This is a genomic window from Bacillus litorisediminis (genome assembly GCF_022808645.1).
Classification (GTDB): domain Bacteria; phylum Bacillota; class Bacilli; order Bacillales; family JC228; genus Bacillus_BF; species Bacillus_BF litorisediminis.
In genome coordinates, this window is sequence record NZ_JAKZKT010000046.1 from 1 (window position 1) to 26679 (window position 26679).

A 26679-nucleotide genomic window follows, 5' to 3' on the forward strand; every position below is an offset into this window, starting at 1 on the left:
ACAAGAACTAAAGGATTTTTATCAACTGGTTGAGGCTTCTGAAATTCCAGAAATGAAAAAGGCCATTCAAACCATTCAAAACTGGCAAACCGAAATTCTTAATAGTTTTGCATATAACTTTTCCAATGGTTTTTTGGAAGGGATCAATAACTCAACCAAAGTATTAAAACGAAACGCATTTGGCTTTAGAAGCTTTAAACGCTTTAGAGCAAAAATATTACTTTCACATCAATATAAAGGAATTGGGGTTCACATTGGATAAGGGTGACGACAATCAGTCATCACCCCAACATTTGACGGAGAACCTTTTTTATGTCTTTATAGAAAACGTTGGTTATATATTGGTACAGGAGGACTAATAGAGGTAGTGGTGAATCATAAGGGGAGTTTGACATTCCATCCCCAAGTATCTCCTATGAAACCTATAATGGTCACTCTGACTCTTATCAAAAGGACTTTGATCATGTGATCGGCCATGAGCAAGCAAAACCGAGCATTAGAAATTGCCGCTGCTGGTGAGCATAATCTGTACATGAATGGTTCACCGGGCTGTGGAAAAAGTTTGTTGGGCGATACATTTCCCCGCTATCTTGCCAACCTAACGGATAAAGCACAGCTAGAGGCGGTTAGTCTTTATCAGCTAGCAGTGAAACGAGGACCCACAATCAAACTGTTCCCTCCCGACACCCCCATCATTCTGCTTCTGCTGTTACTATAATTGGTGGTGGATTGTATCCGCCACTAAGTGAAATCTCCTTGGCCCATCGCGGCGTACTTTTTCTGGAGGAGATAGCCGAATTCTCCAAAATGACGCTTGATATGCTGCAGCAACCACTCGAAACGGGTAAGGTGACAATTAGCGGAACCCATTCTACAGTGACGTATCCATCCTCTTTTATCCTCATTGGTGCCATGAATCCTTGCCCATGCGGTTACCGTGGTTCACTTCATCGTTACTGCACGTGTTCACAGAAGCAAATTCAGGGCTACCGAAATCGATTATCTGACCGGATTGAAATTCTATTATCTCTACAGTGAGTGAACATAAACCAGCAATCAATCAGCAGAAATTCTAGACGAACTTCGCAAATGAGTGGAAACAGCCCGTCAGCATCAGTATGACCGTTATCAACCAGGAGTGTCTAATGCAAAGGTTCCGTTCGAAACAATAATTGAAATGAGTCCTCTGACAGCTGAACAGATAAAGATGATTACAACTATTTCCGCTAAATATGGTTGGAGCAATCGTGTTCAAATTAAAATAATTCGGCTCGCAAGGACGATTTCTGATTTAGCAGGAGAAGAAAGGATCTCTGATCAAGCAATTTGGGAAGCGATGACGTTAAGAAGGTGGGGGCTAAATAAATACTGATTAGTTCTTGCAATTGAAGTGATAGCCGTCCCCCAGGTTTCTTTTACTATTTGGTAAATTATACATTTTCATAGATAAACTATGTTTGATAGACTAAAAAGTAACGATATACATAGTTTTGATTATTTTTACATAAAGAAGTTTTTTCTGCAGGAGGATTTCTGATTATGAAAAAGTTTACTAAGGTAAGAACTGCGATGATAGGAATACTCGTAACACTATCTCTCGTTATTTTTTCGGCAAAACCAACAGAAGCAGCTTTCACGGATGTTAACAAGAAATACACTGAAGCAGTTGACTATCTTATTAGCCAAAACGCAACAAGTGGTATCAGCGAAACTCAGTTTGGTACAGATCTCTCTATTAAACGAGTAGATGCGGCTGTCATGATTGCAAAAGTATTAGGTCTTACCATTGGTGTGGCCCCAAATGCCGGTTTCACCGATGTACCAGTAGAAAGACAGCCATATGTCAACGCATTGGTAGCAGAAGGTATTTTCCATGGTAAAACGGCGACGCATTTTGGAGCACATGATACGATGACACGTGAAGAGATGGCAAAGGTTATTGCCAGCGCTTATGATTTGGTTGCAAGTGAGGGAGCTACCATTCCATTTACCGATGTAAGTGATCGCTTTTATCCATATGTTGCGGCACTCTATAAAAATGGTGTAGCATCTGGGAAGGATGCAGATACCTTTGGTACGGGGAATGTAACTAGGGGAGAATTTGCGCTGTTTATTTTTCGGGCAGCTAATGGAACTGAACCTGAGGTAATAGGAGTATATTAAAATATAAATCAAGCATATCGTAAAAGTCTCACTGAGGATTTCTCACTGAGGCTTTTTCTTTTACTAACTTTTTACAGTATGAAGATATTCTTATCTCCGATAAAATATAAAGGAGTTCATTCGACACCATTTCGACAATTTCCATTGTCATCAAATTGTCCATGTAGTATGATTATTTAGTTAAAGATAGTTGTGTACTATGGAGGAGATACCTCATGATTTTTAACTCGTTTGAGTTTATTTTTCTTTTTCTTCCGATCGTTTTTATCGTTTACTATTTATTCAATAAAGTGAACTTTACTATATCCAAGGTGTGGCTGCTATTTGCATCTTTATTTTTCTATGGATATTGGAATCCTAAGTATCTGCCTCTGATCTTGGTATCCTTGGTTGTGAACTTTGCAATTGGCAGCTATTTATCCAGAAGAAATATTCATTCATTTAGAAAGACGATTCTCACCATTGGGATTGTATTTAATGTATGTTTACTTGGATACTACAAGTATTATGATTTCTTTGTGGAAAATGTAAATTCGTTCTTTGGGACCAGTTTGCCTGTTTTACATTTACTTCTTCCGCTTGCTATCAGTTTTTATACGTTCCAACAGATTGCTTATTTAGTAGATTCTTATCGAAGAGAGACGGAAAACTATAACTTTTTGAATTATGGAATCTTTGTTACCTTTTTCCCTCAGTTAATTGCAGGGCCGATTGTTCATCATAGTGATGTGATTCCTCAATTTGAGGATCGTAAAAACCGTAAAATTAACTATGAGAATATTTCATTAGGATTGTTTATCTTTGCCATAGGTTTGTTTAAAAAGGTAGTGATAGCCGATACGTTTGCGATCTGGGCGAACAAAGGCTACGCTATGACTGAGTCCCTTACCTTTTTAGACTCTTGGGCTACGGCACTAGCTTATACCTTCCAGCTTTATTTCGACTTTAGCGGTTATTCTGATATGGCAATTGGATTAGGGCTTTTATTTAATATTAAGCTGCCAATCAACTTTAACTCTCCTTATAAGGCACTTGATATTCAAGACTTCTGGAGACGATGGCATATCACGCTTTCCGGTTTTTTAACAAAGTATATCTATATTCCTCTTGGCGGAAATCGGAAAGGAACTGCACGGACTTATATCAATATTTTTATTATCTTTTTTATAAGCGGAATTTGGCATGGTGCCGGCTGGACGTTTATCCTTTGGGGGACGCTGCACGGGCTTGCCAGCATCATTACACGCTTGTGGAAGAAGTCTGGCTTCAAATTAAATAAATGGGTCGCCTGGTTTATTACCTTCCAATTTGTGAATGCTACCTGGGTGTTTTTTAGGGCACCCTCTATTAGTGAAGCATTAAATGTCCTGAAGGCGATGGTCGGCTTAAACGGAATTTATATCTCTAGAGAATTCAAAGTCTATCTGACAGACATTAGTTCCGTTCATTTTTATGAATTTCCAATCGAACAAAGTCTTGTTTACATCTTTAGCAGTTTATTAATCGGAATGATTATAGCGTTCTTAATGAAAAATTCAATTGAACTCACAAAGAACATGAAGCCAAACTGGTTCAATGTCGCTTTCACTTCAGCCTTATTGCTCTATTGTTTCACACAGCTTTTAAATGTCAGCGAGTTTCTATACTTTAATTTCTAAGGTGGTATCCCAATGTCTTATAAGCGATTTACTATGACTGTATTGGGGATTGTACTTGTTTTGACAATTTCATTTGCTTCATTTATCTACTATATTGATCCAATGTGGACGTTTGGTCATGCTAACAAGTATAACGATCGTCAGACTGTTATCAATGAAAGGGAGCAAAAGACAAGCGAAATATACTTTCAGCCGTTTGAGTACGATACCCTCTTAATCGGCAGCAGCCGCAGCACGTATATTAATCCTCATGACTTTGTTGGGATGGACGTATATAATTATGCTGTTTCTAATATGTCGATCCGTGAATATTGGAGTTTTGTCGAGTTTGCCAAAAGCCAGCATGGGAAAGAGTTTGAAAATATCATCATTGGGTTGGATTTTTTCAAATCAAGTACCAAAGAGAGTTCTGCTCCTCACTCTCTCGATAACTATGTAGAAAAAGTTACCAAACCTTTTTACCGCTGGAAGTATTTATTATCCTTTGATGTTTTTAAATATGCGGTTCACAATTTCAAGATGTCAAAGGATAACGTGATAGAAGAAGAAAGAATTTATAACCGGGATAATGTTGCTTTTGCAAAGGTTATTGATGAAGAAACGGCTAAGGTAGATACGATCAAAAAAATTGATCGATTCCGTTCAACTTTTTATGGGGACAACTACGTCTACTATCCACAGTATAAAGAAATTATCAGTAAAGTAAGAGACAGTAACCCGAATTCGAAAATCATTGTTTTTACAACACCGATATCCACAGGACTTTTTAAAGCCCTGGTAGAAGAGGGACAATTGGATGATTATGAGCGCTGGTTAACGGATCTTGTGGAGGTTTACGGTGGGGTTTATAATTTCATGTACCCGAATTCAATAACAAACGATCAATCTAATTATTTTGACGGACACCACTTTTATCCGGAAATCGGAACACTCATTGCCCACCGGCTCAGTGGGGCAGAAGAAGATGTACCTGAAGATTTTGGTGTATATGTAACAAACGAAAATCTACAGGAACATTTGGAGTATGTGAGAGGGTTAGCCGCGGACTTTTAGGATAATCATGACTATTGCTGGAGGAAATTATGATATTACTGTACGTTACGGTAGGAGCTATTCTTGGTCTAATACTATATGGCACAGTCGGAATGATTATCGGGGCCATTTTTGGGGTCCTATTCAATTCCGTTGTGTCCAATTCAAATAAAATAAGAGACCTTGAAAAGCAAATAGAAGAACAAGCGAAAGAGCAGGAAAAGAAGTATAAGCATTAATAGAATGAGAAAGCAGGAGGAGATATCCAGAATGCTTTCTCTTTTTTTGGAATCCGAAAATCCGAACATTTTTAGACATTATCTTTAAAAATGGTCGGATTTACCTATGAATATTTACAATAAACTCATATTCTATTAAATAAATTTTGCTATAATAAAACCGTTGTGATGTAAGACTACTACATATAGGGGGACAATGAATCTATGATTAAAAGATTCGGTAAACGAATTGTAAGTGTTGCAGCTTTATCTGCATTAGCTGTCGGAACTTTCTTTTCACCAGTCGGCACATCAACTGCTGATGCTGCTGAAACTGTGAAAGTTCAATTACTTGGTTTAAATGATCTTCATGGACGTATTAACAATACATTTGAAGAGGATTACGATGGCGATGGCGTAAAAGAAAAGATCGGCGGATTGCAATACGTAGCTTCGTATTTTAAAGAGAGAGAAGCAGAAAATCCAAATACACTAGTTGTTCATGCAGGAGACATGATTGGCGGAAGCCTATTAATCTCTGGTGCTTTCCAAGATGAACCTGTAGTTGAAATCATGGAAGAAATGGGCTTTGATGTAGGTACACTTGGAAACCATGAATTTGATGAAGGTATTGCTGAACTGCAGCGTATGATTAATGGCGGAGCTCATGAAAATGGGGATCCAAACTATGATGGTATGAATTTCCCTGTTGTGGCAGCGAACGTATATAACAAATCAACCGGTGAACTTCTTGTAGACCCATATACTATTAAAGAAGTTGGCGGAGTAAAAATTGGTTTTATCGGGGTAGTAACTACAGAAACTCCTAATATGATTGTTAAAACTGGAAACGAAGATTTACAAATTACTAGTGAAGTAGACGCTATTAACAAATATGTTCCTGAACTTCAAGCTGCTGGTGCAGAAACGATTGTTGTTTTAGCGCATAACCCAGTGAGCCAAGATGGTACTGGCGATAACTATACTGATAACGCAGCATATATCGCTAGCCGTGTAAACGATGCTGTTGACGTTATATTTGCAGCCCATAACCATGAAGAAGTGATTCGTGAAGTTGATGGCAAACTTATCATTCAAGCCTATGAATATAGTAAAACATTCTCTGATGTAGATTTAGAAATTGATCCGGCTACTGGCGATGTTGTTTCCGGAGCTGCCGAAGTGGTTTACGCTGATATTGAAGGAGTAACAGCAGACCCAGGCGTACTTGAAATTATTGAAAAATATCAAGCAAAAGTAGCAGAGATTGAAAATGAATATATTACGGAAACAGCTGCTGCTATTGAAGGCGGATATGCAACAACTGGAGAAGTTGGCGACAACGCTCTAGGCAACCTAATTGCAGATGGTATGGCTGCTGAAATGGATGCTGATTTTGCCCTTATGAATGGTGGAGGAATCCGTGCGGATCTTCCAGCGGGTGAAATCACTTACGGTGATCTATACGCGGTTCAGCCATTTGGTAACTATCTAGTAAAATTCAATGTAACCGGTGCACAATTGCGTGAAATCATGAATAATCAGCTTTCTGAGACTTATGGCCCTGACTATTCGATCTCTGGCTTCACTTACACTTGGAGCGAAAGATATGATGAAGTGGTAGATTTATTGCTTCCAGATGGAACTCCGGTTGACGAAGATGCTGAGTATTCGATCGTTATCAACAACTATATGTGGGATGGCGACGGTATTGTTGATGTTGTTGGCGGAACTTATGAAGAAGGTCCGACTGACTTAGATGCTACAATTAACTACATGAAATCTCTTCAAAAGCCAGTGATTTATGAAGCTGAGGGACGTATTTCTGAAGTGGAACTTCTTCCAAGCTTCACTGATGTGCCTGCCCGTGCGGCTGAGGATGTAAACTTCCTTTACAACCAAGGTGTTGTAAGCGGTGCATCTGCAACATCCTTTAATTCTTACGGCAATGTAACTCGTGCTGAATTTGCAGCTATGTTGGTTCGCGGATTAGGGCTATATGCTGAAGCAGAAGCGCCATTTGAGGATATTGGGTACTTAAACAAACAGATGCAATGGGAAATTGCAGCTGCCTACGAAGCTGGTATCGTATTTGGCAAATCCGAAACTGAATTTTCTCCAGCTGAAAGCATTAAGCGTGAAGAAATGGTGGCTATGTTAATGCGAGCGTTTGAATTAGTCAACGAAGAACCATATGTGGCAGAAGCAGAAGCGCCATTTACGGATCTTGGCATGACAAATGCAAGCTTCCAAGCAGCTATTGATGCAGCTTATGAACTAGGTTTCATCAACGGCTTTAGCGAAGAAAAATTTGCGCCAAAAGCATTCACAAAACGGATTGACGCTGCTTCCATCGTTGCTGGATTTCTTCAATTTTAATAGATAGGAATGTAATAAACAGACAGACTCCTATTCTTATGAATGGAGTCTGTTTTTTTTCTTAAAAATTTAAGTATTACATAAAATTACTTATTGACGTAAAATTGTAAATTTTTTAATATTAAATTGCTAGTGCTAGCAGGCAAACGAACATCAAAAAACTATCTTTTTTGGTATCAAATTTTTTCTCTGTTATTCCAAAAATTACTTGTATCTTTAAGTTTAAGAATTTATTACAATATCATTACAAGTATTAAGAATCATTGAAAGGGAGAAAAGAAATATGAGCAAAAAATGGCTATACATACTGGTATCTATTTTAACATTATCACTTGTAAGTCCGGTTCAAGCTGAAACCGTTCATTTTAAGGATGTAAGTACATTTAAATCTGAGATTACTTTTTTAGCGGAAAATGGGATAGTCTCTGGTTTTGATGCAGATACTTTTGCACCGAATCGTACGCTTACTCGTGCGGAAGCGGTCATAATGATCACAAATACATTTGATACAACTGATTTTGTGCCTGGAGAAAATCCATTCTCTGATGTCCACGAAGGCATGAAGGCATATGAAGCCATCCAATTTGCAGCAGAATACGGAATTGTGAATGGTTTTGAGGATGGAACTTTCCGCCCATATGAGACGTTAACACGTGGTCAAATGGCACAAATCATGGTTAATGCATACGGATTAAAAGGATCTAATGGAAAAGCATTCTCAGATACGGTTGGGCATCGTTTCGAAAGCGCAATTTCTACAGTGGCGGCTCACCGCATTACAGTAGGTTATGATGATAATTCCTATCGTCCTAATACTGGCATGAAACGTATGGATTTCGCTGCGTTTTTAGCACGTGCGATCAATCCGGTCTTTAAGCCGGAATATACATCAACAGAATTGACTGCTGAAGAATTGAGTGTTTGGTCAGAGCGTACAGTTGAAGTCGATGTATACAAAGACGGTGAACTTTTACAATATGGAACTGGTTTTATTACTGACAGCGGCTTAATCGCAACCGCTTATCATGTTGTAGCTGGCGGGGATGAAGTTTATATCTACACAGCAGATGGTGTGGAGTATGCAATTGAAGGAGTTGCTTTTTCTGACAGCGACAATGACTTTGCTTTATTAAAGCCCGAATATATACTGCCTTATCCTTCTATTCCAATGGTTTCTTCTGATCAAATTACTGAGTTTGAAACAGTCTATAGCTTTGGACTCCCATATGGGTTCCCAGATTTTGATCAATCAGAAGGAAATGTTTTAGCCATTCATGATGTTGAGTATGAAGGCAAAATGTACAAATTGATTGAGTATAATTCCGAAGTTGTGGCTGGAAGCTCTGGCGGACCAATTGTGAATGTATACGGTCAAGCTATCGGATTAAACTCTTCTGGTTTTGAGGACATGCCTACCCTTAATTTCAGTCCGGTATTAGACGGTTTAATTGCTGCGGATACGGAATTTATGGCTACACCGTGGGATGAAATTGAAGTAGTGGAAGTAAGCACTTTACCTTTACAGCCAGGTTTTGAAGAGGTAACAGAAGCTGCAGAAGAAGCGGCGGAAGCAGAACCTGCAGCATAAGTTTTAATAAAAAAGTCTAGGGTCAGCTCATATCGGGCTGACCCATCTTTCATTATGGCAAAATGGTGAAGGTTCTTGAAAGCGAAATCATACCTTCGGATGTTACAGTGCTAAATGGTTTGATAATCCTATATGTCCCGGGTCTTAATTTTTCTAAATTTATATGCTGCACGTATGTTTCGTACGGGGAGGTTTTTAGAGCAATAGCATTAAAAATCGCCTTGAATTCTTCTTCAGAAGGAAGAACCCATTGATTTCCTTCCTGTCTTTCAAGTCCATAGCCTTCGCCATGAGAAATATGGTTTGGCCCCCAGTTTTCTAAGTATAAACTAAGGGTTTCGTCTCGTTTGTACTCAGATTTATTAATGGCCAGACTAGCGTTAAGGATTTAAAAGAAGTATAATACGGGATCATTAAAATATCTTTCTTCTGTTGCTTTTCATCATAGAGTTCCATTTTAAAAACTAATAATTTTCCATACTCATTTGGTACATTCACTTCTATCTTTCCTGCTTCATCAAACCATTTTTCTTCTAAAACTGAAATAACTCCCCTTTTGTGGTTATGTTCCGAGAGCTCTAGTTTGATTTTATGATTTTGAGGAAGCTCTGGTAAATAATAATAAACAGTCCCACCAGGTTCAACTTCATTATAATTGTCTGTAACAGGACCAAAACCTCCTATTTCTTGTTTATTAAAATAACCCTCATTTGGTTTAAGCTGCAGTTCCCCATCACGTACCCAGCGTGTTTTTGAACGAATGAATGTGAAAAAGTCTTTTAAAATGGGTTCTTGATATTCCCCGATAAACGAAGTAACTTCAGCATTACCGGGGTCAATGGGATTATCAGTATGTTCCGGCTTGCCTGGATTCCCTGGATTACTTGAACTACTAAGATTAGCCTAAAGAACTTGTTCATCCCCGGTAATCGACTCCGACAAAACTGCCCCAATAAATAAAGCCAAAACCACAGCAACCATCGTAAATATTTTAACTTTCAATCTTTTATTCCCTCCTAAATCCTATCTGTTAAAAACAGACGGATTTAGTACAATGAAGTTACTTTTGAAATGGAAATGAGGTCCAAAGACTTATTGAATATTTCAAATCTAATCGTATACTCCAATAATACTAAAAGTAGAAGTTAGCCAATACACTTTGTCATAATTACTGCCAATTGTAATTGGTTTGTTTATTCGGTAAATGCCGGGCTGTAATCCATCTAGGCTGACACGTTGAGTATATGTCTCATATGGAGCAGTGATTTTTCCCTCCATGGAAAACTCTCCACTAAATTCCGAAGGTCGAACCCAATGGTCTCCTGCTTTTCTTTGAAGCTGGTAGTCGACACCATGGAACAAATGATTTGGCCCCCAATTTTCTAAAGATAATTTAAGAGTTTCGTTCTGCTTATATTCAGATTTGTCAATACTGAGGCCAGCGTTGAAGGTTTCAGATGTAGTATAGTAAGGGATCAGTAACAAGTCCTTCATTTGCTGCTGTTGATCATAAAGTTCTAATTTAAAAACATACAATTTTCCAAAATCACTTGGCACCTCTACATGTATATTTTCAGCAGTATTGATCCATCTTTCTTCTACTATTGAAATATAATCCCCTTTTTGATTACGCTCTGAAAATTCTAGTTTGATTTTATGATTTGGCGGCAGTTCTTTTAAATAAAAGTTAATTTTTCTAACGTCTGAAACCTCTTTGTATTTATTTGTGAGGTAATCTTCTACCCATGTATGATTAAAATACCCTTCATTGGGTTCAAGAGATAACTTCTCCTTACGTATCGAACTTGATTTTGTAAGGATAGTACTGACAAATTCCTTTAAAAAATGCTCTTGTTTAGAACCGATGAAAGGGACCGGGGGGAGCTCGTCAACGACATCCACAACCTTAGAGCTTACTTCCAAAGCTTCAACATCTTTAAGGATCCACTTAGACAATATGAGCCCCACGAATAAAACAAGAACAATGGTTACAGTTACTAAAATTGAAAACAAAAATCTCAAACTCATACCCCCTAACACTTCTAAAAAATACAGACGGATGGATTTCGATTAGGTTACATAGATCATGAGTGACTATCACGGAAGAAACTGATTAGCACAACAGAAATTCTACAAAATTCGACTTACTTAGTGAAAATGAACTACCCCTTTGGTATAATTAGGATATATAAATAGTAAAATGGTAATCTTTCAAATATAAACCAGTCAGAAGAAAGATAGAAAAATAGAGCTTTTACCATCTAAGGGAGCAGGGGCAATTTGATCAGACATAAAAAGTTTTTTATTAGGTATTTATTTTTTGTGATTTTTTTACTAGGATTCTTTATATTTAGCGATCAGGTAAATGCCAATGAATTACGCTATGTTCTAGTAACTCAAGACACGATACTTTATGATGAGATCAGCGAACAACAAGTAGTGGTCGGGAAACTTGTAAAAGATCAAGTTTTCATTATCGTATCTGAAGATGAAAGCTATTATTATATTGAGTTTGGAAATCATACCGCATATTTTGTAAAGTCTCATGGCGTAGTAATAAATGAAGGGCCAACAAACCATGAGATTCAGCCAAATAGTAATACCGTGATTATTACTCAGCGTCCTGTCACGGTATTTCAGAATATCGGAGATGAAGCGGGATTTGCATTATTAGGAAGAAATATGCGCTATCCAGTCATTGAAAAAGTAGGGGATTACTACAGAATTAACATTGGGGGGCGTACCGGTTATATTTCGGCAAAACCGAATTTTGTAAAACAAGACCATGGGGTTCCCGTTTTAATGTATCATCATATGGTTGAAAATAAGGATTTGCAGCTGTGGGCAGGCAATCAGATGGTTATTGCTGTTGAACAATTTCAGGAACAGATTGCTTATCTAGCAAAAAACGGATATCGAACAATAAAATTATCTGAGCTTGAGGCTTATTTAAATCATGAAGCCAATCTCACAGGAAATACAGTGGTTCTGACTTTTGATGATGGCTACTTATCGGTATATCAATATGCTGTTCCCATCTTAAGGAAATATGGGTATCATGCTGTAAACTTTGCCATCGGAATTCGTATTCGTCAGGCTGCCGAACCGTGGGATCCTTACTCCTTACAGTATATGGGCTTAAAGGAAATGAATGAAGCTGGCGATGTTCTTGAGCACCAGCACCATACATATATGATGCACCTTCGGGTACGGGAAACCAACAATCCATTTATGATTGAATTTGATGAAAGTGCGATTATCGCTGACTTAGAACTGGGGAAAATCCAGATTAACAAATCAAGCGCTGTCCAAGATGTTAGTGAAGTAAAATATTTAGCCTACCCTTGGGGACAGTATGATCACGAGGCTATTTCAGCAAGTATCACTGCCGGTATTTCAATGGCATTTACTACAGAGCCTGGCTACGTTCAATTAGGAATGGAGAAAATGAAGCTCCCTCGCCAAGGAATTGCGCAGAGTCATCCATTACATTATTTTATAAAAAAGATAGAGGGTACGTTTTAAGAGGAATAACCTGCCTCATGGGGGGTATTTCTCTTTTTTAGTTTAAAAGATTTGTAACTTTTTCCATGGAGAACCGTCAAAAAATATGTGATTTTCAGGAGCAGAGGTCCAAACAAAACAAAAAGAAACTCGCCTCTTGGCAGAAGCAAGTTTCCTTTTGGCCAAACAACCCAGACTCATCGCTCTTTCGTATTATCATTTAAAACAAAACAGGTTTTACATTTTTATTGTACCAGTGGGAGGAGGATAATACAAGATAAATATGCAAGAGTTTCACGGTAAGGGACATATTTCTTTACATGGTAAATTATTCACTTTGTTCACAAATTTTAGGTAAAAAAAGTTGGGTAAAAATTGCTGTCGATAGGGTTCCTTTCCTGTCGAAATCAGGTATAATTTAGTAGTATCCAAAAATAGGAATTTGGGAGTTTAAAAGAAAAAGGGGCGGAATACAACAATGAGGAAGACTCAAATACTAGTAATCATGCTCTTGTCTGTTCTTTTAATGGTATTTCCATTAAGTACAGCCGCAGGAGCACAGTCGCTGCAACTGTCGCCTGGTGTCAAGCATACGCAAGAGAAAAAAGTACTATCTGGGAATGAGCAGTTTTTTAACGTTTTGGAGGTAGATCTAACGAATCCTTATACACAAATAGAGGTAGGGGTTCCTAATCCGTTAAATTCCTTAAAAACCGTTACATCGCTGGCAAAAAGAGATACTCAGATACAGCATCATGTGGTAGGGGCCGTTAATGCTTCTTTTTTCCACACCGATACAAGATTACCTGCTTATTTGTTAGCAGTAGACAACGAGATTGTTAACTTAGGAGCCGTGTCTTCAAGTTATACAGATTATATGTATAAACCGGCAGCTTTTGGAATTAATCAGGATGGGATTGCGCAAATTAGTACATATAACTTGAATATTCAAATCTCACACCATGGAAAGACATTTCCCATTACAGGATTAAATCGTGAACGAAATACAAATGAAAGCATTCTTTTTACCAAAGCTTATTCTTATGATCACACGAGAACCAATCCTTATGGCTTAGAGATTGTTGTAAGAAATTTAGAGCAATCGATTGATCATAATTTGCCATTTGGAAAGTCGGTAAAAGGTAAAGTGACAAGTATTCGTCCTTATGGCCAATATACCAGTGCATCCATTCCTGAAGATGGATATGTTATCTCTGCACAAGGGACAGCGGTTGACGCCATACGAGATTTAGCAATCGGAGATGAAATCAGCATTAGTATTGATGTCGAAGATAAATGGAAAAACTCTGATTTTATGCTGGCAAGCGGACCGCTTTTAGTTCAAAACGGTCAAGTCAATATGACGATCGACCCAACTAGTCCGAGAGTAACCCAAAGAAATCCGCATACAGCTGTTGCTGTATCTAATAACGGCCAAAAGGTGTTTTTGGTAACGGTGGATGGACGGCAATCAGGACACAGTGTCGGTATGACCTTAACTGAATTTGCACAATACTTGGTTAGCCTAGGTGCTGAGTATGCTTTGAACTTAGATGGTGGCGGTTCAACTGCTATGGTAACAAGAAAGTATGGACAAACATACCCAACCCTTGTTAACAGACCGTCTGATGGCAGGGAGAGAAGTGTTTCAGCCATCCTAGAGGCTATCAGTACAGCTCCATACGGTCAGGCACATACGATCAAGGCTTCTCAGGCTCAGCCTGGTTTACTGGCAGTAGGTGCTTCAGTAGGTATAAATATTGATTATATGCTAGACCAATATTTTAATAACCTTACCACTTATAATCTAGCTGATGTGAAATACACTGTTTCTAATGGAATTGGGCATATGGAAGGAAATACGTTTATTGCAGATAAGCCTGGCAAGGGTACCGTAACGGTAAGTTATCAAAATGGAACAGCTTCTGTGCCGGTAGAAGTAGTTGCTGAGGTTGGAACTCTTGGGGTAAATCCAAATCAAATCACGATTGGTACTGGCCAGACTCAAAGTCTGAAAGCAACTGCTACCACTTCTACCAATCAGCCATTAATTTTCAACGATGAATCGGTTAAATGGTCTGTACAAGGCAATGTTGGTACGATTGATCAATCTGGAACCTTTACCGCAAGTACGACAGCTGGTACTGGATCTATTACCGCGACATATGGAAGTAAGACTATAACCATTCCTGTGAAAGTTGTAAATGGATCTATTCAACCGCATGACTTTGAGTCGGTTACAGGAATAACAGCTGATAAAATCCGTGCAACAGCTAGTGTGTCCACAGAACAGAATTTAACAGCTAAGGTTGGAGCTAAAGCCATTCGATTAGATTACGATTTTAGAAATACAGGTGCTGATACATCAGCTGCGTACTTAAACCTGACCAATTCACTGCAAATCTCTGGCCAACCTTCTTATGTAGGGGTTTGGGTATACGGTGATGGCAAGAATCACTGGTTACGGGGTCTTGTTACCGATGCAGAAGGAAAAGAATATCGCCTTGATTTCACGCAAGATAACGGATTGAACTGGTATGGATGGAAATTTGTAACGGCACCAATTCCTTCTGCCATTCAAGGACCTATCCAAGTGAAACAGCTTTACGTCGCTGAAACTTCACATGCGGAGAAGAATAAAGGAAGCATCTACTTCGATGGTTTACAAGTATTTAAAACAGCAGGGCAGGTTGAATACTTTAAGCCAAGTAGCGATGCAAAGGCAGTAGCTGCTAATAAAGACTGGACGGTTCAATTTAATACAGCCATGAATACAAAGACATTAAATAAAGCAACTGTCTATGTACAAGATCAGTATGGAAATCGTGCTAATGTTACCGTTCAGCCTCAAGCTGATGGCAAAAGTGTAAAAGTCTTAGCACCATCTGGCGGATATACATCAGGAAAAACCTATCAACTCGTCGTAACGAAATACACTTTGTCCAGCAAAGGTATTCCAATGAAAAATGAATATACAATGCAGTTTAAGATTAACTGATATTTCGGAGCCACTTCTCCTTGATTGGGGGAGTGGTTTTTTAATAGATTATGAGTATAAACTTTCAAGAAGGTTACTGAGATTGCAAGGCTATTATTAGGAGTAGCATCTTAACTGGTTCAGAATTTGAACGTAGAATGATAAACAAAAATTGAATTTCCGCGAGTCCAGAAGCGGAATAGCAAAATACTAACAGACATGTCCGGGGAATTAGATCCGCTCCGGATTTTTTCATTAGAATCATTTACTTATTAATGTGTATAACGTAATGTAGGATTTGTAAAAAATTTACATGGGCGGTTGGATGTATGAGTAAAAAAAGGACTTAATCATAGGAATGTCGATTCTGTTATTGTATGGTTTAGGGTTATTGCTTACTGATCAAGAAGTAAGAGCATGGTTATTTGATGACAAAGAAACTTATGCTTCCGAATTTATTATTGACAGCAAAGAAATCATGCAAACTATGAATGATAGGAAGTACTCCCTGGTTTTACAAGAAAATGATTCAAATGAATTTTATAGCTTTATAGTTGATAAGAATATATGGAATTTAGTTAATCAAAATGAGAACTATTACATTAAACTTGAAATAATACCAGACAGATTACATTGGAACCTATTAGAGATAGAAGTAAGGTAATCTGTTTATAATGATGAGGCTGACCATTAGTCAGTCTCATTTTTTTTGAGAATGCAAGAAATGAGTGGAGGTTATGCATGAAATAGGTGAGGAATGCACGAATTCGATGAGGGATGCCCGAAACCGAGGAGACCATGTACAAAATCGTGGAGGATTTTACGATACCCAAGTAACAACAGCAAAATGCCAACAAAAAACCCACCAGACACTTATCCAGTGGGTTCACTCAATTATAAAAACTTATTGCCCTGCAACCGACACCATCCATCGAGCCGGTACTTCGTCTTCTAACACCAATTCTGGCGGGAAAATAAAGGTCCATGGTTTTGATGAATTGGCTTTCACTACCATGTTAGGCAGTTCAAACTGACCTTTTGCCACAACTTTACCGTCACTGCTCACAACTTGGAGAGGGAGCTGGGACACAGTGATATCTTGGCTATTTCCATTGCGAAGGAATACGGTTGTTGCAAGTCGTCCATCATCTAATTTTTTTAATTCTAAACCAGTTAAGTTAAATTCATTTTTCCCTAAAGCAGGCAGCTTATTTATAATTTCATTCAATTGTTTGATTTGTTCTTCACTCATTCGTTCTTTCCAGCTTGGTTCTAAATCCAGCTGGTGCTTTCTCATTGTATTTAGATTAAACGCAAGTCTCCAGTTTTCTTCAGGAAGCTTGTCCGCCTTAACAGCAGATTTAGGAAACTTAAAGACCCAAGGCCGGCTAGAGTTCGCAGGCAGTTTTCCAAGCTCCTCAAAATTGAAGAAATGCCTAGCTAGAACTTGGTCTTTTTCATCTAAAAGCAATAGTTCGATTTCGTGCAGCAATACTTCACTTGGTAAGCTGTTGCGAACAAATGCCGTAACTAAGATTTCATCATTTTCCTGATCGATTTCAACACCAGCAAGGGAAATTTGATTTGGTTTTAATGGTTCCAGATCATTATTTAAAAACCGAAAAACATATTGTTTTTCCGGAGTGATATTCCAAGAAGGATGAATGGAAAGCTCGGGATGGACTTCTTCCTCATTCCCGCTTTTTCCATTATCCAGTTGTAAATCATCTGATGAGAAAGAAGAGTCCTTCCCCTTCTTCTTTAAGTCTCCATCCTTTTTCTTACTGAAAAAAGGGATCATTGTTCTACCTCCGATTCTTGTTTCAATGCTCTGATTAGGTTAGCCAAATTAAGTGAGATCTCTCTTTCAATTGTAGCATACATCCTTGAAAAGAGCTCAAGGCCTTCTCTGGCATAAATACGAACCGGATCTTCCTGCTGATAATAACGGAGGCCGATGCCTTCTTTTAATCGGGTCATGTTTTCTAAATGGCGAATCCAATAATGATCAATGACATTGAGCATTGTGAAACGAAGAGAGTACTGGACTTTTTCATTATACTCTTTTTCCAATACTTCCGTTTTCCACTCATTGTAGACTGGTTTTAGTTGTTTCCAAATGTCCTCCATGTCATCCGCATTTTCTGGATTCACATCTAAATCGAACTGCAGAAGCTGTTGGACAATGCGCTGCAGACGTTGAAAATTCCATTCGGTTGGATCTTGGTCTTCAGGACACGTTTCTTCAATCGAATGCTTTAGCGCCGCTTCAAAGATATCGACACCCAGTGGTATAAGGTCTTCTTCATCTAAAATTCGATTGCGAAGTTTATATACGATGGCTCTTTGTTCGTTAATAACATCATCCAGTTTTAAATTATACTCACGCATTGAGAAGTTTGCGCCTTCCACAATCCGCTGAGTCCGTTCAACCAATTCATCGACACTATAGTTTGTAATATAGCCGATCTCATCAACTTTCATTTTTTTACTAAACTTTTCGACGTCATCCTTCGCAAAACGGCGGAACATATCATCTTCAATCGAAATGAAGAATTGAGAAGATCCTGGGTCTCCTTGTCGTCCAGCACGGCCGCGAAGCTGATTATCGATTCGGCGGGATTCATGTTTTTCCGTTCCTAACACATGCAAACCACCGAGTTCAGCGACACCCTCACCGAGCATGATGTCTGTTCCGCGTCCTGCCATATTTGTGGCAATTGTTATTTGCCCTTTTTGCCCGGCTGCAGCAATTAATTCAACTTCCTGTTCCACACTCTTTGCATTCAATAATTCGAATTTTAAACCAGCTTTCTGTAAATAGTCAGCGACCTTCTCGGATTGAAGGATTGAAGTGGTACCGATCAGGATAGGCTGTCCTTTTGCGTGGCGTGCTTTAACTTCTTCTACAACGCCCTTGTATTTATCTTCAGCTGTAGCAAAAACCATATCATTTAAATCTTCGCGGATAACAGGCTTATTGGTCGGAATTTGAACGACTTCCATACCGTATACCTGCATGAATTCTTTCTCTTCTGTTTTAGCCGTACCGGTCATTCCAGCGAGTTGTGGATACATCCTAAAATAGTTTTGAATGGTAATCGACGCTTGCGTTTTGTTTTCGTCCGTAATTTCTACGCCTTCTTTTGCTTCAATGGCCTGATGGAGTCCGTCACTAAGCGTGCGTCCTTCCATAATCCGGCCTGTGAACATATCAACTAACATCACTTTTCCATCTTTAACGATGTAATCAACATCGCGTTTAAACATAACATGCGCACGGACAGCTTGAATCATGTAGTGATAAAGAATTTGATGCTCTAATTCATAGAGGTTATCGACACCGAATGCTTTTTCAACCTTTTCAATTCCTGTATCGGTCAAACTGGTTGCCTTTGTTTCATCATCAAATTCGTAGTCCACATCTTTTTCAAAGCGTTTAGCCAGCTTAGCTGCAATTTTATAAAGATCAGGATCAGATTTCATTTTTCCTGCAATAATTAATGGAGTTTTGGCCTCATCAATTAAAACACTATCGACTTCATCAATGATTGCATAATGAAATGGTCGCTGAACCCGGTCATGTTTGCTTCTGACCATATGATCACGAAGGTAATCAAAGCCAAATTCCTGACCGACCCCGTAAGTAATATCCGCATTATAAGCCATTTGTTTTTGATCAGTTTCCATCATTGGAAGGTTTAGACCTACCGTTAGACCAAGGAACTCATGGATTTTACCTATGATATCACGGTCGCGGCGCGCTAAGTATTCATTAACTGTAATGACGTGAACCCCTTTGCCTTCTAAAGCACGAAGGTAACTTGGAAGCGAAGCGACTAAAGTTTTACCTTCACCGGTAGCCATTTCAGCAATATTTCCTTCTGTTAAAACAAGTCCGCCGATTAACTGCACATCGAAGTGTCTCATGTTTAGGACACGCTTTGATGCTTCCCGGACAACCGCAAATGCTTCAACTTGAATATCGAAGATGGATTTTCCTTGTTGCAGAGCTTCCTTAAACTCGGCTGTTTTATCCCGAAGCTGCTGATCTGAAAGCTTTGAAATGGTTGGTTCAAGATTATTTATTTCAGTAACAAGCTTGTAATACTTTTTTAATTTTTTTTCTGGCTGTTTCTTGTTATTCTTTAAAAAGGGCATCATGCATGTCCGCTCCTTATGATTGAAAGGTTTCTCTAAAGAATAATCATACCAAATTACGCAGGTATTGACTACTCGTCTAGCAAACTAGAAAAAATTGCAACTTATTCAGCTGATGTACGTCTTATTAAAAGAAGGATTTGCTTTTCGAATTGAAGTGGTTTAAGAATTGGCAAAAGCGGGGAGATATATAGAGGAATTTTCGTTAAAGGAAAAACGTGGGAATGTCCTATATTATGAATATTTAAAAATATTAAATTTGAATTATGCAATTCTATTTTTAAATCTAGCATGCTATAATACCGATTAGGAGTGTCAAAAAAAGGCACTGGTAAATATTGGGGAGAACTTAAAATGTTCAGACAGTACTATGAAATAGGTTATCGCACTGACATTTTTTAAGAGTTTTACCTAAATGACAACAGTTTATGCTAAATCTTTCGAAATGAATACAAATACATTTGGATATGCTAAGTATCAGGGAGGTATATCATGGTTGATGTTTATGTCACCTTAGCGATTTGCTTTATTGCCTCGATCGTCCTAACACCGTTAGTCAAACGATTTGCGATAAAAATCGGAGCAACGGATAAACCGAACCAACGAAAAGTTCACCAAAAAATCATGCCTCGGCTTGGGGGCTTGGCGATATATTTAAGCTTTATTATCGGAGTACTGATTTTAAAGCCTGAAGATGTTTATGCAGCACCAATTCTAATCGGAAGTGTCATTATTATCATCACCGGATTTTTGGATGATATGATTGAACTTTCAGCTAAATGGAAATTACTCGGTCAAATAGCAGCTGCTGTTGTAGTTGTTCTTGGCGGAGTCCGAGTTGAATTCATCAACTTGCCATTCGGCGGAGAACTACAATTTGGTTTTATGAGTATTCCGCTTACGATTTTTTGGATTGTAGCCATTACTAATGCGATTAACCTAATCGATGGTTTGGATGGATTGGCAGCAGGCGTATCGACTATAGCTTTAATTACGATTTCTGGTATGGCCTTCCTAAAAGGTGATATTTTCGCAATGACGATGGGTCTGATTGTTATAGTAAGTACCATCGGGTTCTTGTTCTACAATTTCCATCCGGCGAAAATTTTTATGGGTGATACCGGCGCCTTGTTTTTAGGCTATATGATCGCTGTTCTATCACTTCTCGGATTTAAAAACGTTACAGCGATTTCGTTAATTATACCGGTTATTATACTCGGTGTTCCAATTTCTGATACACTCTTCGCCATTATCCGGCGAATTGTCAATAAGAAGCCATTATCGGCGCCAGATAAATCGCATTTGCACCATTGCTTGCTAAGGTTAGGCTTTTCTCATAGACAAACCGTACTACTCATTTATGCAATGGCAGCCATGTTCAGTTTAGCGGCATTCATCTTCTCCATGTCTACGATGTGGGGAGCCGTGATTGTAGGATTCTTAATCCTCATCGCGATCGAAATTGTCGTCGAACTAACTGGATTGGTCGGCAAAAACTACAAACCATTGCTGAAAATGATTAGAAACCGATGAACTAATATGCTCCGCAGGAAAATCCTGCGGGGCTTTTTTACTTGTATGGGGTGAAAAGATTTTGGGTTAGCATTGATGCTTCCTGTTTTAATTAGGTTTATAGTACGGAATTCATTAACAATATCGGTCAGTCAGGGACACCAGATTCTATCGGTCAAAAATCCGTTTTATCGGTCGAAACTGGCTTCTATGGGTCAAAATCACGGTCTATCGGTCAAAAATCATGTCTATGGGTCAAAAACTCGTTCTATCGGTCAAAACTGGTTTCTATGAGTCAAAATCACGTTTCTATCGGTCAATTCAAGGCGTCTATCGGTCAAAAAAAGGGTTTTATCGGTCAAAATGGCAATTCTATCGGTCGAACTTGGTTTCTATGGGTCAAAAACCCGTTCTATCGGTCAAAAATCATGTCTATGGGTCAAAAACTCGTTCTATCGGTCAAAAATCCGTTTTATCGGTCGAAACTGGCTTCTATGGGTCAAAATTACGTTTCTATCGGTCAATTCAAGGCGTCTATCGGTCAAAAATAGGGTTTTATCGGTCAAAATGGCAATTCTATCGGTCGAACTTGGTTTCTATGGGTCAAAAACCCGTTCTATCGGTCAAATTTCATGTCTATGGGTCAAAAACCCGTTCTATCCGTCCAAATTCATATCTGCGAGTTAAAAATACTTTTTTTCGGTCAAGCTCCGGTTTCGTTAGGTTAAATCCCAAACTCAACTGTATCAATCAATCCTCGCATGGAGCAATGCCAAGTGCACCCCTTATTCACAACTCTTTTACAACCACAAAAATAAATGTATTCGAATGAACCCCCAGCTAAACAAAAAAACAGCGCCCTATCAAATAGAGCGCTGTTTAGCGTTATGATTAATTTGTTACATCCTCGTCATCAGTTTTGGCCACTGAAGTGCCTTCTAACTCTAAATGAGTTTGTAACACAGTTTTAAGTTCTTCAAGTGCAGTTTCGTCGAGCTGATAGTAGTACGCTCCATTAATCGTGGAGTCAGTTCCTTTTAGCTGAAGATTTTCGATTTGAAGATCTCCGCTTAAAGCGTAGTTAACAAATGATTTCATTTCATCAAAGGTTAGATTTGTTTTTGTATTGGCTGAGATGTCTCTCATGATTTCTGGATACTTGGTAATGGCGCCAACTGAAATTGCTTTGTCCAAAATCGCTTGTAATATTTGCTGCTGGCGCTTGCCGCGTTCCATATCGTTATCCAGCTTACGAGTACGGGCTAGAGCTAATGCTTCTTCACCATTTAGTTCCTGCATACCAGGCAGAAGGTGGACAGCACCGCTGTTGTCTTCAGCATCTTTTTCCCAAATCTCATAAGGAACTTCAACTTCGATTCCGCCTAACGCATCGACCACATCCATGAACGCATAGAAGTCTAAACGGACATAGTAATCAATTGGAATTTCAAACAGTTCTTCAACAGTTTGCATTGTCAACGCTGGTCCGCCATATGCATGGGCGTGGTTAATTCTTGTATAGTATCCGACTTCATCGATATATACATAAGAATCACGCGGAATGCTAACAAGCTTAACGGTTTTATCCTCTACGTTAAATGTCGCAAGCATTAAGGCATCAGACCGTGTTGCTTCCCCATAGTCACGGCTTTCACTGTCATCGACTCCAATAAAGAGGACAGATACATTATCCTTCTCAGGATTAACAGCTTCCTTCCGATATTTCGTCTCCCTGTCAAAATTCTCATCGAAAGATTCTTGGGCTGACGTTTTGGCAACATTATATAAATAAGCCAAATAGGCGGAAGATCCGACTGCTAAAACTAAGAGTGGAACAAGAACCCAAAGAAAGATCCTTTTTCGCTTTCGCTTTTTTTTGTCCATCCTTATGCGATGTCTATTTTCATTCATTCAAAGTTCTCCCTTTCCAAAGAGAAATGCCTCTTTTCTGTTGTTCTCCTGAGGCTTTTTCAATCCATACAAAAAATCGTACGTAAAAACAATACGACACTAGTCTACATTTTACAACGAGATTCGATTTTCGTCTAATGACAAATTGATAACAATTTTGCGTAATTCTATTATAGCTTTTTACATAGCTTACAAAACGTTTTTTTCCAGATAAAGCTGCTCGCCTAATGTACAATCAGCTTGGCCATTTGTGAGCTCTGTGATCCATGCTATAAAATTTTCTGTTTGTTCCTCTTTTACAAAAGTCTCAATTTGCACGTTATCCAAATAATGAATGTCCTTGATTTCGTAAATGGAACTTCTTAATTCATTTTCTAATTTTCCTAACCAGGTATAATCAATTTTCGTTGTAACTACCCTCATAAGAGTTCTTTCAACTACCCCAGTATGATTGATCCCCTCAGAGGTGGCTTTTCCATAGGCGCGAATAAGGCCCCCTGCCCCTAATTTTATTCCGCCAAAGTACCTGGTTATGACTACTACCGTATCTTTTAGTCCTCTTTTTTTCAAAACCTCTAGGATTGGAACACCTGCCGTACCGCTTGGTTCCCCGTCATCATTTGCTTTTTGAATCAGGTCATTTTCGCCAATCAAATAGGCGGAACAGTTGTGAGTCGCATTCCAGTGTTTTTTCTTTATGGATTGAATAAAATCGATTGCTTCACTTTCGGTTTCTGCCCGGCTAACGTGAGCAATAAATCGAGATTTTTGAATTTCAATTTCATGTTCTCCATATCCCTTAACTGTCAGGTAAGATGGAAGCATTTGTATAGCTCCTCTCTATTTTAAAAAATAATTCGTGCTTTAAAGCAAATGTAAAAAAACTTTTATAAAACTGTTACCACATCATGATATAATGGTCACAGTGTAAGAAAGATGACCTAATTTTTAGGCTGGAATTTGTATATCTATTCGAAATTACGCAATAAAATAGGTGATTTGACACATTAGGATTTTTCCGACAACTGGTATAATGATAGGAAAAATTACCATAGTGTGTATGTCCTTAAGATATCTTTTTATAAGTATACGATATAAGTCAATGTTTGAGAAAAATTATGGTTGGTTTCAAATGCTCTAATAGGGGTACAAGGCATACAACTTGGGGGTAGGATTATGGTCTCAAGGAAATGGGATGTCCGCTTGTTGGATCAAATCCTCGAGAGACTCGTCAAAACGGTAGACAACAGCAAGGGTGAAATTTTTCAAATTTCGGAGCATTGCCGTCAGGATTATCAAAGCTTAGTTGATGAACTCAAACATATTAAGCTGATGGTCCTTCAAACAATTGAAGCAGGGGACAAGCTTGAGACTAAGGTTCGATTGGCACGAAGGCGATTATCCGAAGTGAGCAAAGACTTTACGAAGTATAGCGAGGCTGAGGTAAGAGGAGCTTATGAACAAGCCCACCAGCTGCAAACTGAACTGACGATGAACCGTCAGGAGGAAAAGCAGCTTCGCGAAAGAAGAGACGAGCTTGAACGCAGGCTAGTTGGTCTTCAGGAAACAATCGATCAGGCCGATCGTTTAGCTTCGCAAATTACGGTGGTTCTAAAATATTTGACAAGTGATCTTAAAGTGTTTGGTGAAGTCATCGAAGATGCCAAACGGAAACAGGATTTTGGGATTCGTATTATTGAAGCGCAAGAAGAAGAAAGAAAACGAATTTCACGCGAGATCCATGATGGTCCTGCGCAAATGCTGGCGAATGTTCTGATGAGATCAGATTTGGTGGATCGGGTTTTTAGGGAAAGAGGAGCAAAAGAAGCACTAAATGAAATTAAAAGCTTAAAGCAAATGGTTCGTTCAGCCTTATACGAGGTGCGTAAAATTATCTATGATTTGCGGCCAATGGCACTTGACGATTTAGGCTTAATCCCGACCCTTAAAAAATATGTACATACAGTTGAAGACTATAATAAGGTGAAAATCCATTTTTCGTTTATAGGCGAGGAGAAACGCCTCCCCTCCAAGCTCGAGGTTGCCTTATTTAGAATGATTCAGGAATCCATTCAAAATGCAATTAAGCATGCGGAGGCAACAGAAATTACGGTTAAGGTTGAATTCAGATGCGGAAAAGTAAACGCATCCATTCGAGATAATGGCAAAGGCTTTGATGTCAATCAGCATAAATCGGATTCAAGTTTTGGAATTATGGGTATGAAAGAAAGGATCGAGTTGTTGGAAGGGAACTTCTCGATTGACTCCAAAATTGGAGAAGGCACTAATGTATTAATCCAAGTTCCCTTAGAATTAGCCAATTACGTATAGAGATATGGGAAATAAGGAGGAACCGGTTCCATGACAAACATAGTAATTATCGATGATCATCAACTTTTCCGCGAAGGTGTAAAACGGATTCTAGAATTCGAACCAAGTTTTCGGGTCGTTGCAGAAGGGGACGACGGAGAAGACGCATTGGAGCTTGTCCAAAAACATAAGCCAGATGTCGTAATCATGGACATCAATATGCCTAATATCAATGGGGTCGAAGCAACTCGGCAATTAATTGAAGCGAACCCGGATTCAAAGGTTATCATCCTTTCCATCCACGATGATGAAACATACGTAACCCATGCATTAAAAACGGGAGCGATGGGATACTTATTAAAAGAAATGGATGCAGATGCATTAATTGAAGCGGTTAAGGTAGTAGCTGATGGCGGCTCATATCTCCATCCAAAAGTAACGCATAACCTAGTGAACGAATATCGCCGCTTGGCCATGGAAGAAGAGGATTCTACATATAATGTAAACTTCACAGAGGTACAGCGTCCGCTCCATTTGCTAACGCGCCGCGAATGCGAAGTGCTGCAAATGCTGGCTGACGGCAAAAGCAACCGCGGTATCGGCGAAGCGTTATTCATCAGTGAAAAAACGGTTAAAAACCATGTAAGTAACATTCTGCAGAAGATGAATGTAAATGATCGTACCCAAGCCGTAGTGGTGGCGATTAAGAATGGTTGGGTGGAAGTTCGATAAGTTCGGGAGTTAATGAAGGGCCAGATATTGAGAGACCGGTGTGGAACCTATTTCGGGTTCTGTGCAGGTCTTTTTTGTTTGGGGGTGAAACAGGGGGACGGTTCTTGTGAAACAGGGGGACGGTTCTCGCGTTTCAAATTCAGGTAGCGGGTGAAACGGGGGGACGGTTCTCGCGTTTCAAATTCAGGTAGCGGGTGAAACGGGGGGACGGTTCTTGTGTTTCAAAATCGGGATAGTGGTTGAAACAGGGGGACGGTTCTTGTGTTTCAAATTCGGGATAATTGGTGCTTATTTTCTATAAAGGGAGGCGGGATTCCTTAAAGTCTCGGAGTTCGATTTAATCATTGCTCTGAGTATGTTTATGTGCTGTTCAAAGGGGGATATGTGCCACTCTACGCGGGAAATGTTATAAATGCTAATTTAAGAGTGTACATAAATGACTGTTTAAGAATGTACAGTTTGCTCATTGCGCTGCATAATATTCTTGGGGTGAATATTGTGCATATGCAAATCAAAGTAAATACAGATATCGAA

General features: G+C 38.9%; 20 protein-coding genes and 1 pseudogene. 15 read left to right on the plus strand and 6 right to left on the minus strand.

Translation table 11 applies throughout. The features are described 5' to 3' along the window. From MLE14_RS18255 to MLE14_RS18295, 9 genes and pseudogenes are all read left to right on the plus strand, one after another. The coding region (locus MLE14_RS18255) for a transposase (RefSeq protein ID WP_243298557.1) at positions 1-262 on the plus strand (262 nt) is incomplete at its 5' end. 270 nt (positions 263-532) lie between these two features. Then, positions 533-1038: pseudogene (locus MLE14_RS18260) on the plus strand (ATP-binding protein). Between the two features lie 55 nt (positions 1039-1093). Next, positions 1094-1372: a magnesium chelatase subunit ChlI family protein gene (locus tag MLE14_RS18265; protein ID WP_243299872.1), complete on the plus strand. Its 279-nt coding sequence runs from the start codon at positions 1094-1096 to the stop codon at positions 1370-1372. Between the two features lie 167 nt (positions 1373-1539). Next, a complete protein-coding gene (locus tag MLE14_RS18270; RefSeq protein WP_243299873.1) occupies positions 1540-2163 on the plus strand; it encodes an S-layer homology domain-containing protein in 624 nt (207 codons plus the stop codon). Between the two features lie 215 nt (positions 2164-2378). After that, positions 2379-3821: an MBOAT family O-acyltransferase gene (locus MLE14_RS18275; RefSeq protein ID WP_243299874.1), complete on the plus strand. Its 1443-nt coding sequence runs from the start codon at positions 2379-2381 to the stop codon at positions 3819-3821. 12 nt (positions 3822-3833) lie between these two features. Continuing rightward, positions 3834-4874 carry a hypothetical protein gene (locus MLE14_RS18280; protein ID WP_243299876.1) on the plus strand — a complete coding sequence of 347 codons (1041 nt, stop codon included), beginning with the start codon at positions 3834-3836 and terminating at the stop codon, positions 4872-4874. A 29-nt stretch (positions 4875-4903) separates the two neighbouring features. Further along, on the plus strand, positions 4904-5092 hold the full coding sequence (locus tag MLE14_RS18285; protein ID WP_243299877.1) for a hypothetical protein: 189 nt from the start codon (positions 4904-4906) through the stop codon (positions 5090-5092). Between the two features lie 204 nt (positions 5093-5296). Further along, a complete protein-coding gene (locus MLE14_RS18290; protein ID WP_243299878.1) occupies positions 5297-7450 on the plus strand; it encodes a 5'-nucleotidase C-terminal domain-containing protein in 2154 nt (717 codons plus the stop codon). A gap of 283 nt (positions 7451-7733) precedes the next feature. Then, on the plus strand, positions 7734-9038 hold the full coding sequence (locus tag MLE14_RS18295; protein WP_243299879.1) for an S-layer homology domain-containing protein: 1305 nt from the start codon (positions 7734-7736) through the stop codon (positions 9036-9038). A 52-nt stretch (positions 9039-9090) separates the two neighbouring features. Here MLE14_RS18295 and MLE14_RS22780 read toward each other — a convergent pair whose 3' ends face one another. Together MLE14_RS22780 and MLE14_RS18300 are read right to left on the minus strand one after the other, a co-directional pair. Beyond that, positions 9091-9426, minus strand: coding sequence for an immunoglobulin-like domain-containing protein (locus MLE14_RS22780; RefSeq protein ID WP_390629175.1), 336 nt, complete (start codon positions 9424-9426; stop codon positions 9091-9093). 722 nt (positions 9427-10148) lie between these two features. After that, positions 10149-11060 carry an immunoglobulin-like domain-containing protein gene (locus MLE14_RS18300; RefSeq protein ID WP_243299880.1) on the minus strand — a complete coding sequence of 304 codons (912 nt, stop codon included), beginning with the start codon at positions 11058-11060 and terminating at the stop codon, positions 10149-10151. A gap of 300 nt (positions 11061-11360) precedes the next feature. Here MLE14_RS18300 and MLE14_RS22635 point away from each other — a divergent pair, with 300 nt between their 5' ends. The 3 genes from MLE14_RS22635 to MLE14_RS18315 all read left to right on the plus strand — a co-directional run bounded on the left by MLE14_RS22635 (position 11361) and on the right by MLE14_RS18315 (position 16183). Then, on the plus strand, positions 11361-12563 hold the full coding sequence (locus tag MLE14_RS22635) for a polysaccharide deacetylase family protein (protein ID WP_243299881.1): 1203 nt from the start codon (positions 11361-11363) through the stop codon (positions 12561-12563). A gap of 457 nt (positions 12564-13020) precedes the next feature. Next, complete coding sequence (locus MLE14_RS18310) at positions 13021-15540, plus strand: phosphodiester glycosidase family protein (RefSeq protein ID WP_243299882.1); 2520 nt, start codon at positions 13021-13023, stop codon at positions 15538-15540. 337 nt (positions 15541-15877) lie between these two features. Next, positions 15878-16183, plus strand: coding sequence for a hypothetical protein (locus tag MLE14_RS18315; protein WP_243299884.1), 306 nt, complete (start codon positions 15878-15880; stop codon positions 16181-16183). 240 nt (positions 16184-16423) lie between these two features. Here the strand turns inward: MLE14_RS18315 and MLE14_RS18320 are convergent, their stop codons facing one another. Continuing rightward, complete coding sequence (locus MLE14_RS18320; protein ID WP_243299885.1) at positions 16424-17320, minus strand: accessory Sec system S-layer assembly protein; 897 nt, start codon at positions 17318-17320, stop codon at positions 16424-16426. Continuing rightward, positions 17317-19683: an accessory Sec system translocase SecA2 gene (gene secA2, locus MLE14_RS18325; RefSeq protein ID WP_243299886.1), complete on the minus strand. Its 2367-nt coding sequence runs from the start codon at positions 19681-19683 to the stop codon at positions 17317-17319. The genes MLE14_RS18320 and secA2 overlap by 4 nt, the downstream gene beginning before the upstream one ends. A 489-nt stretch (positions 19684-20172) precedes the next feature. On the opposite strand from secA2, the gene MLE14_RS18330 reads away from it, so the two are divergent. Next, complete coding sequence (locus tag MLE14_RS18330; RefSeq protein ID WP_243299887.1) at positions 20173-21213, plus strand: glycosyltransferase family 4 protein; 1041 nt, start codon at positions 20173-20175, stop codon at positions 21211-21213. 870 nt (positions 21214-22083) lie between these two features. On the opposite strand, the gene MLE14_RS18335 is transcribed toward MLE14_RS18330, so the two are convergent. Further along, entirely contained in the window at positions 22084-23103 is a 1020-nt protein-coding gene (locus MLE14_RS18335; RefSeq protein WP_243299888.1) for an LCP family protein, read from the minus strand. Between the two features lie 189 nt (positions 23104-23292). Continuing rightward, the gene (locus MLE14_RS18340) at positions 23293-23928 is read right to left on the minus strand and encodes a YigZ family protein (RefSeq protein ID WP_243299889.1); all 636 of its coding nucleotides are present in this window, start codon (positions 23926-23928) and stop codon (positions 23293-23295) included. 351 nt (positions 23929-24279) lie between these two features. Here MLE14_RS18340 and MLE14_RS18345 point away from each other — a divergent pair, with 351 nt between their 5' ends. Continuing rightward, on the plus strand, positions 24280-25434 hold the full coding sequence (locus MLE14_RS18345; RefSeq protein ID WP_243299890.1) for a sensor histidine kinase: 1155 nt from the start codon (positions 24280-24282) through the stop codon (positions 25432-25434). Positions 25435-25464: 30 nt separating this feature from the next. Then, complete coding sequence (locus MLE14_RS18350) at positions 25465-26145, plus strand: response regulator (protein ID WP_243299891.1); 681 nt, start codon at positions 25465-25467, stop codon at positions 26143-26145. The last annotated feature ends 534 nt before the right edge of the window (positions 26146-26679 follow it).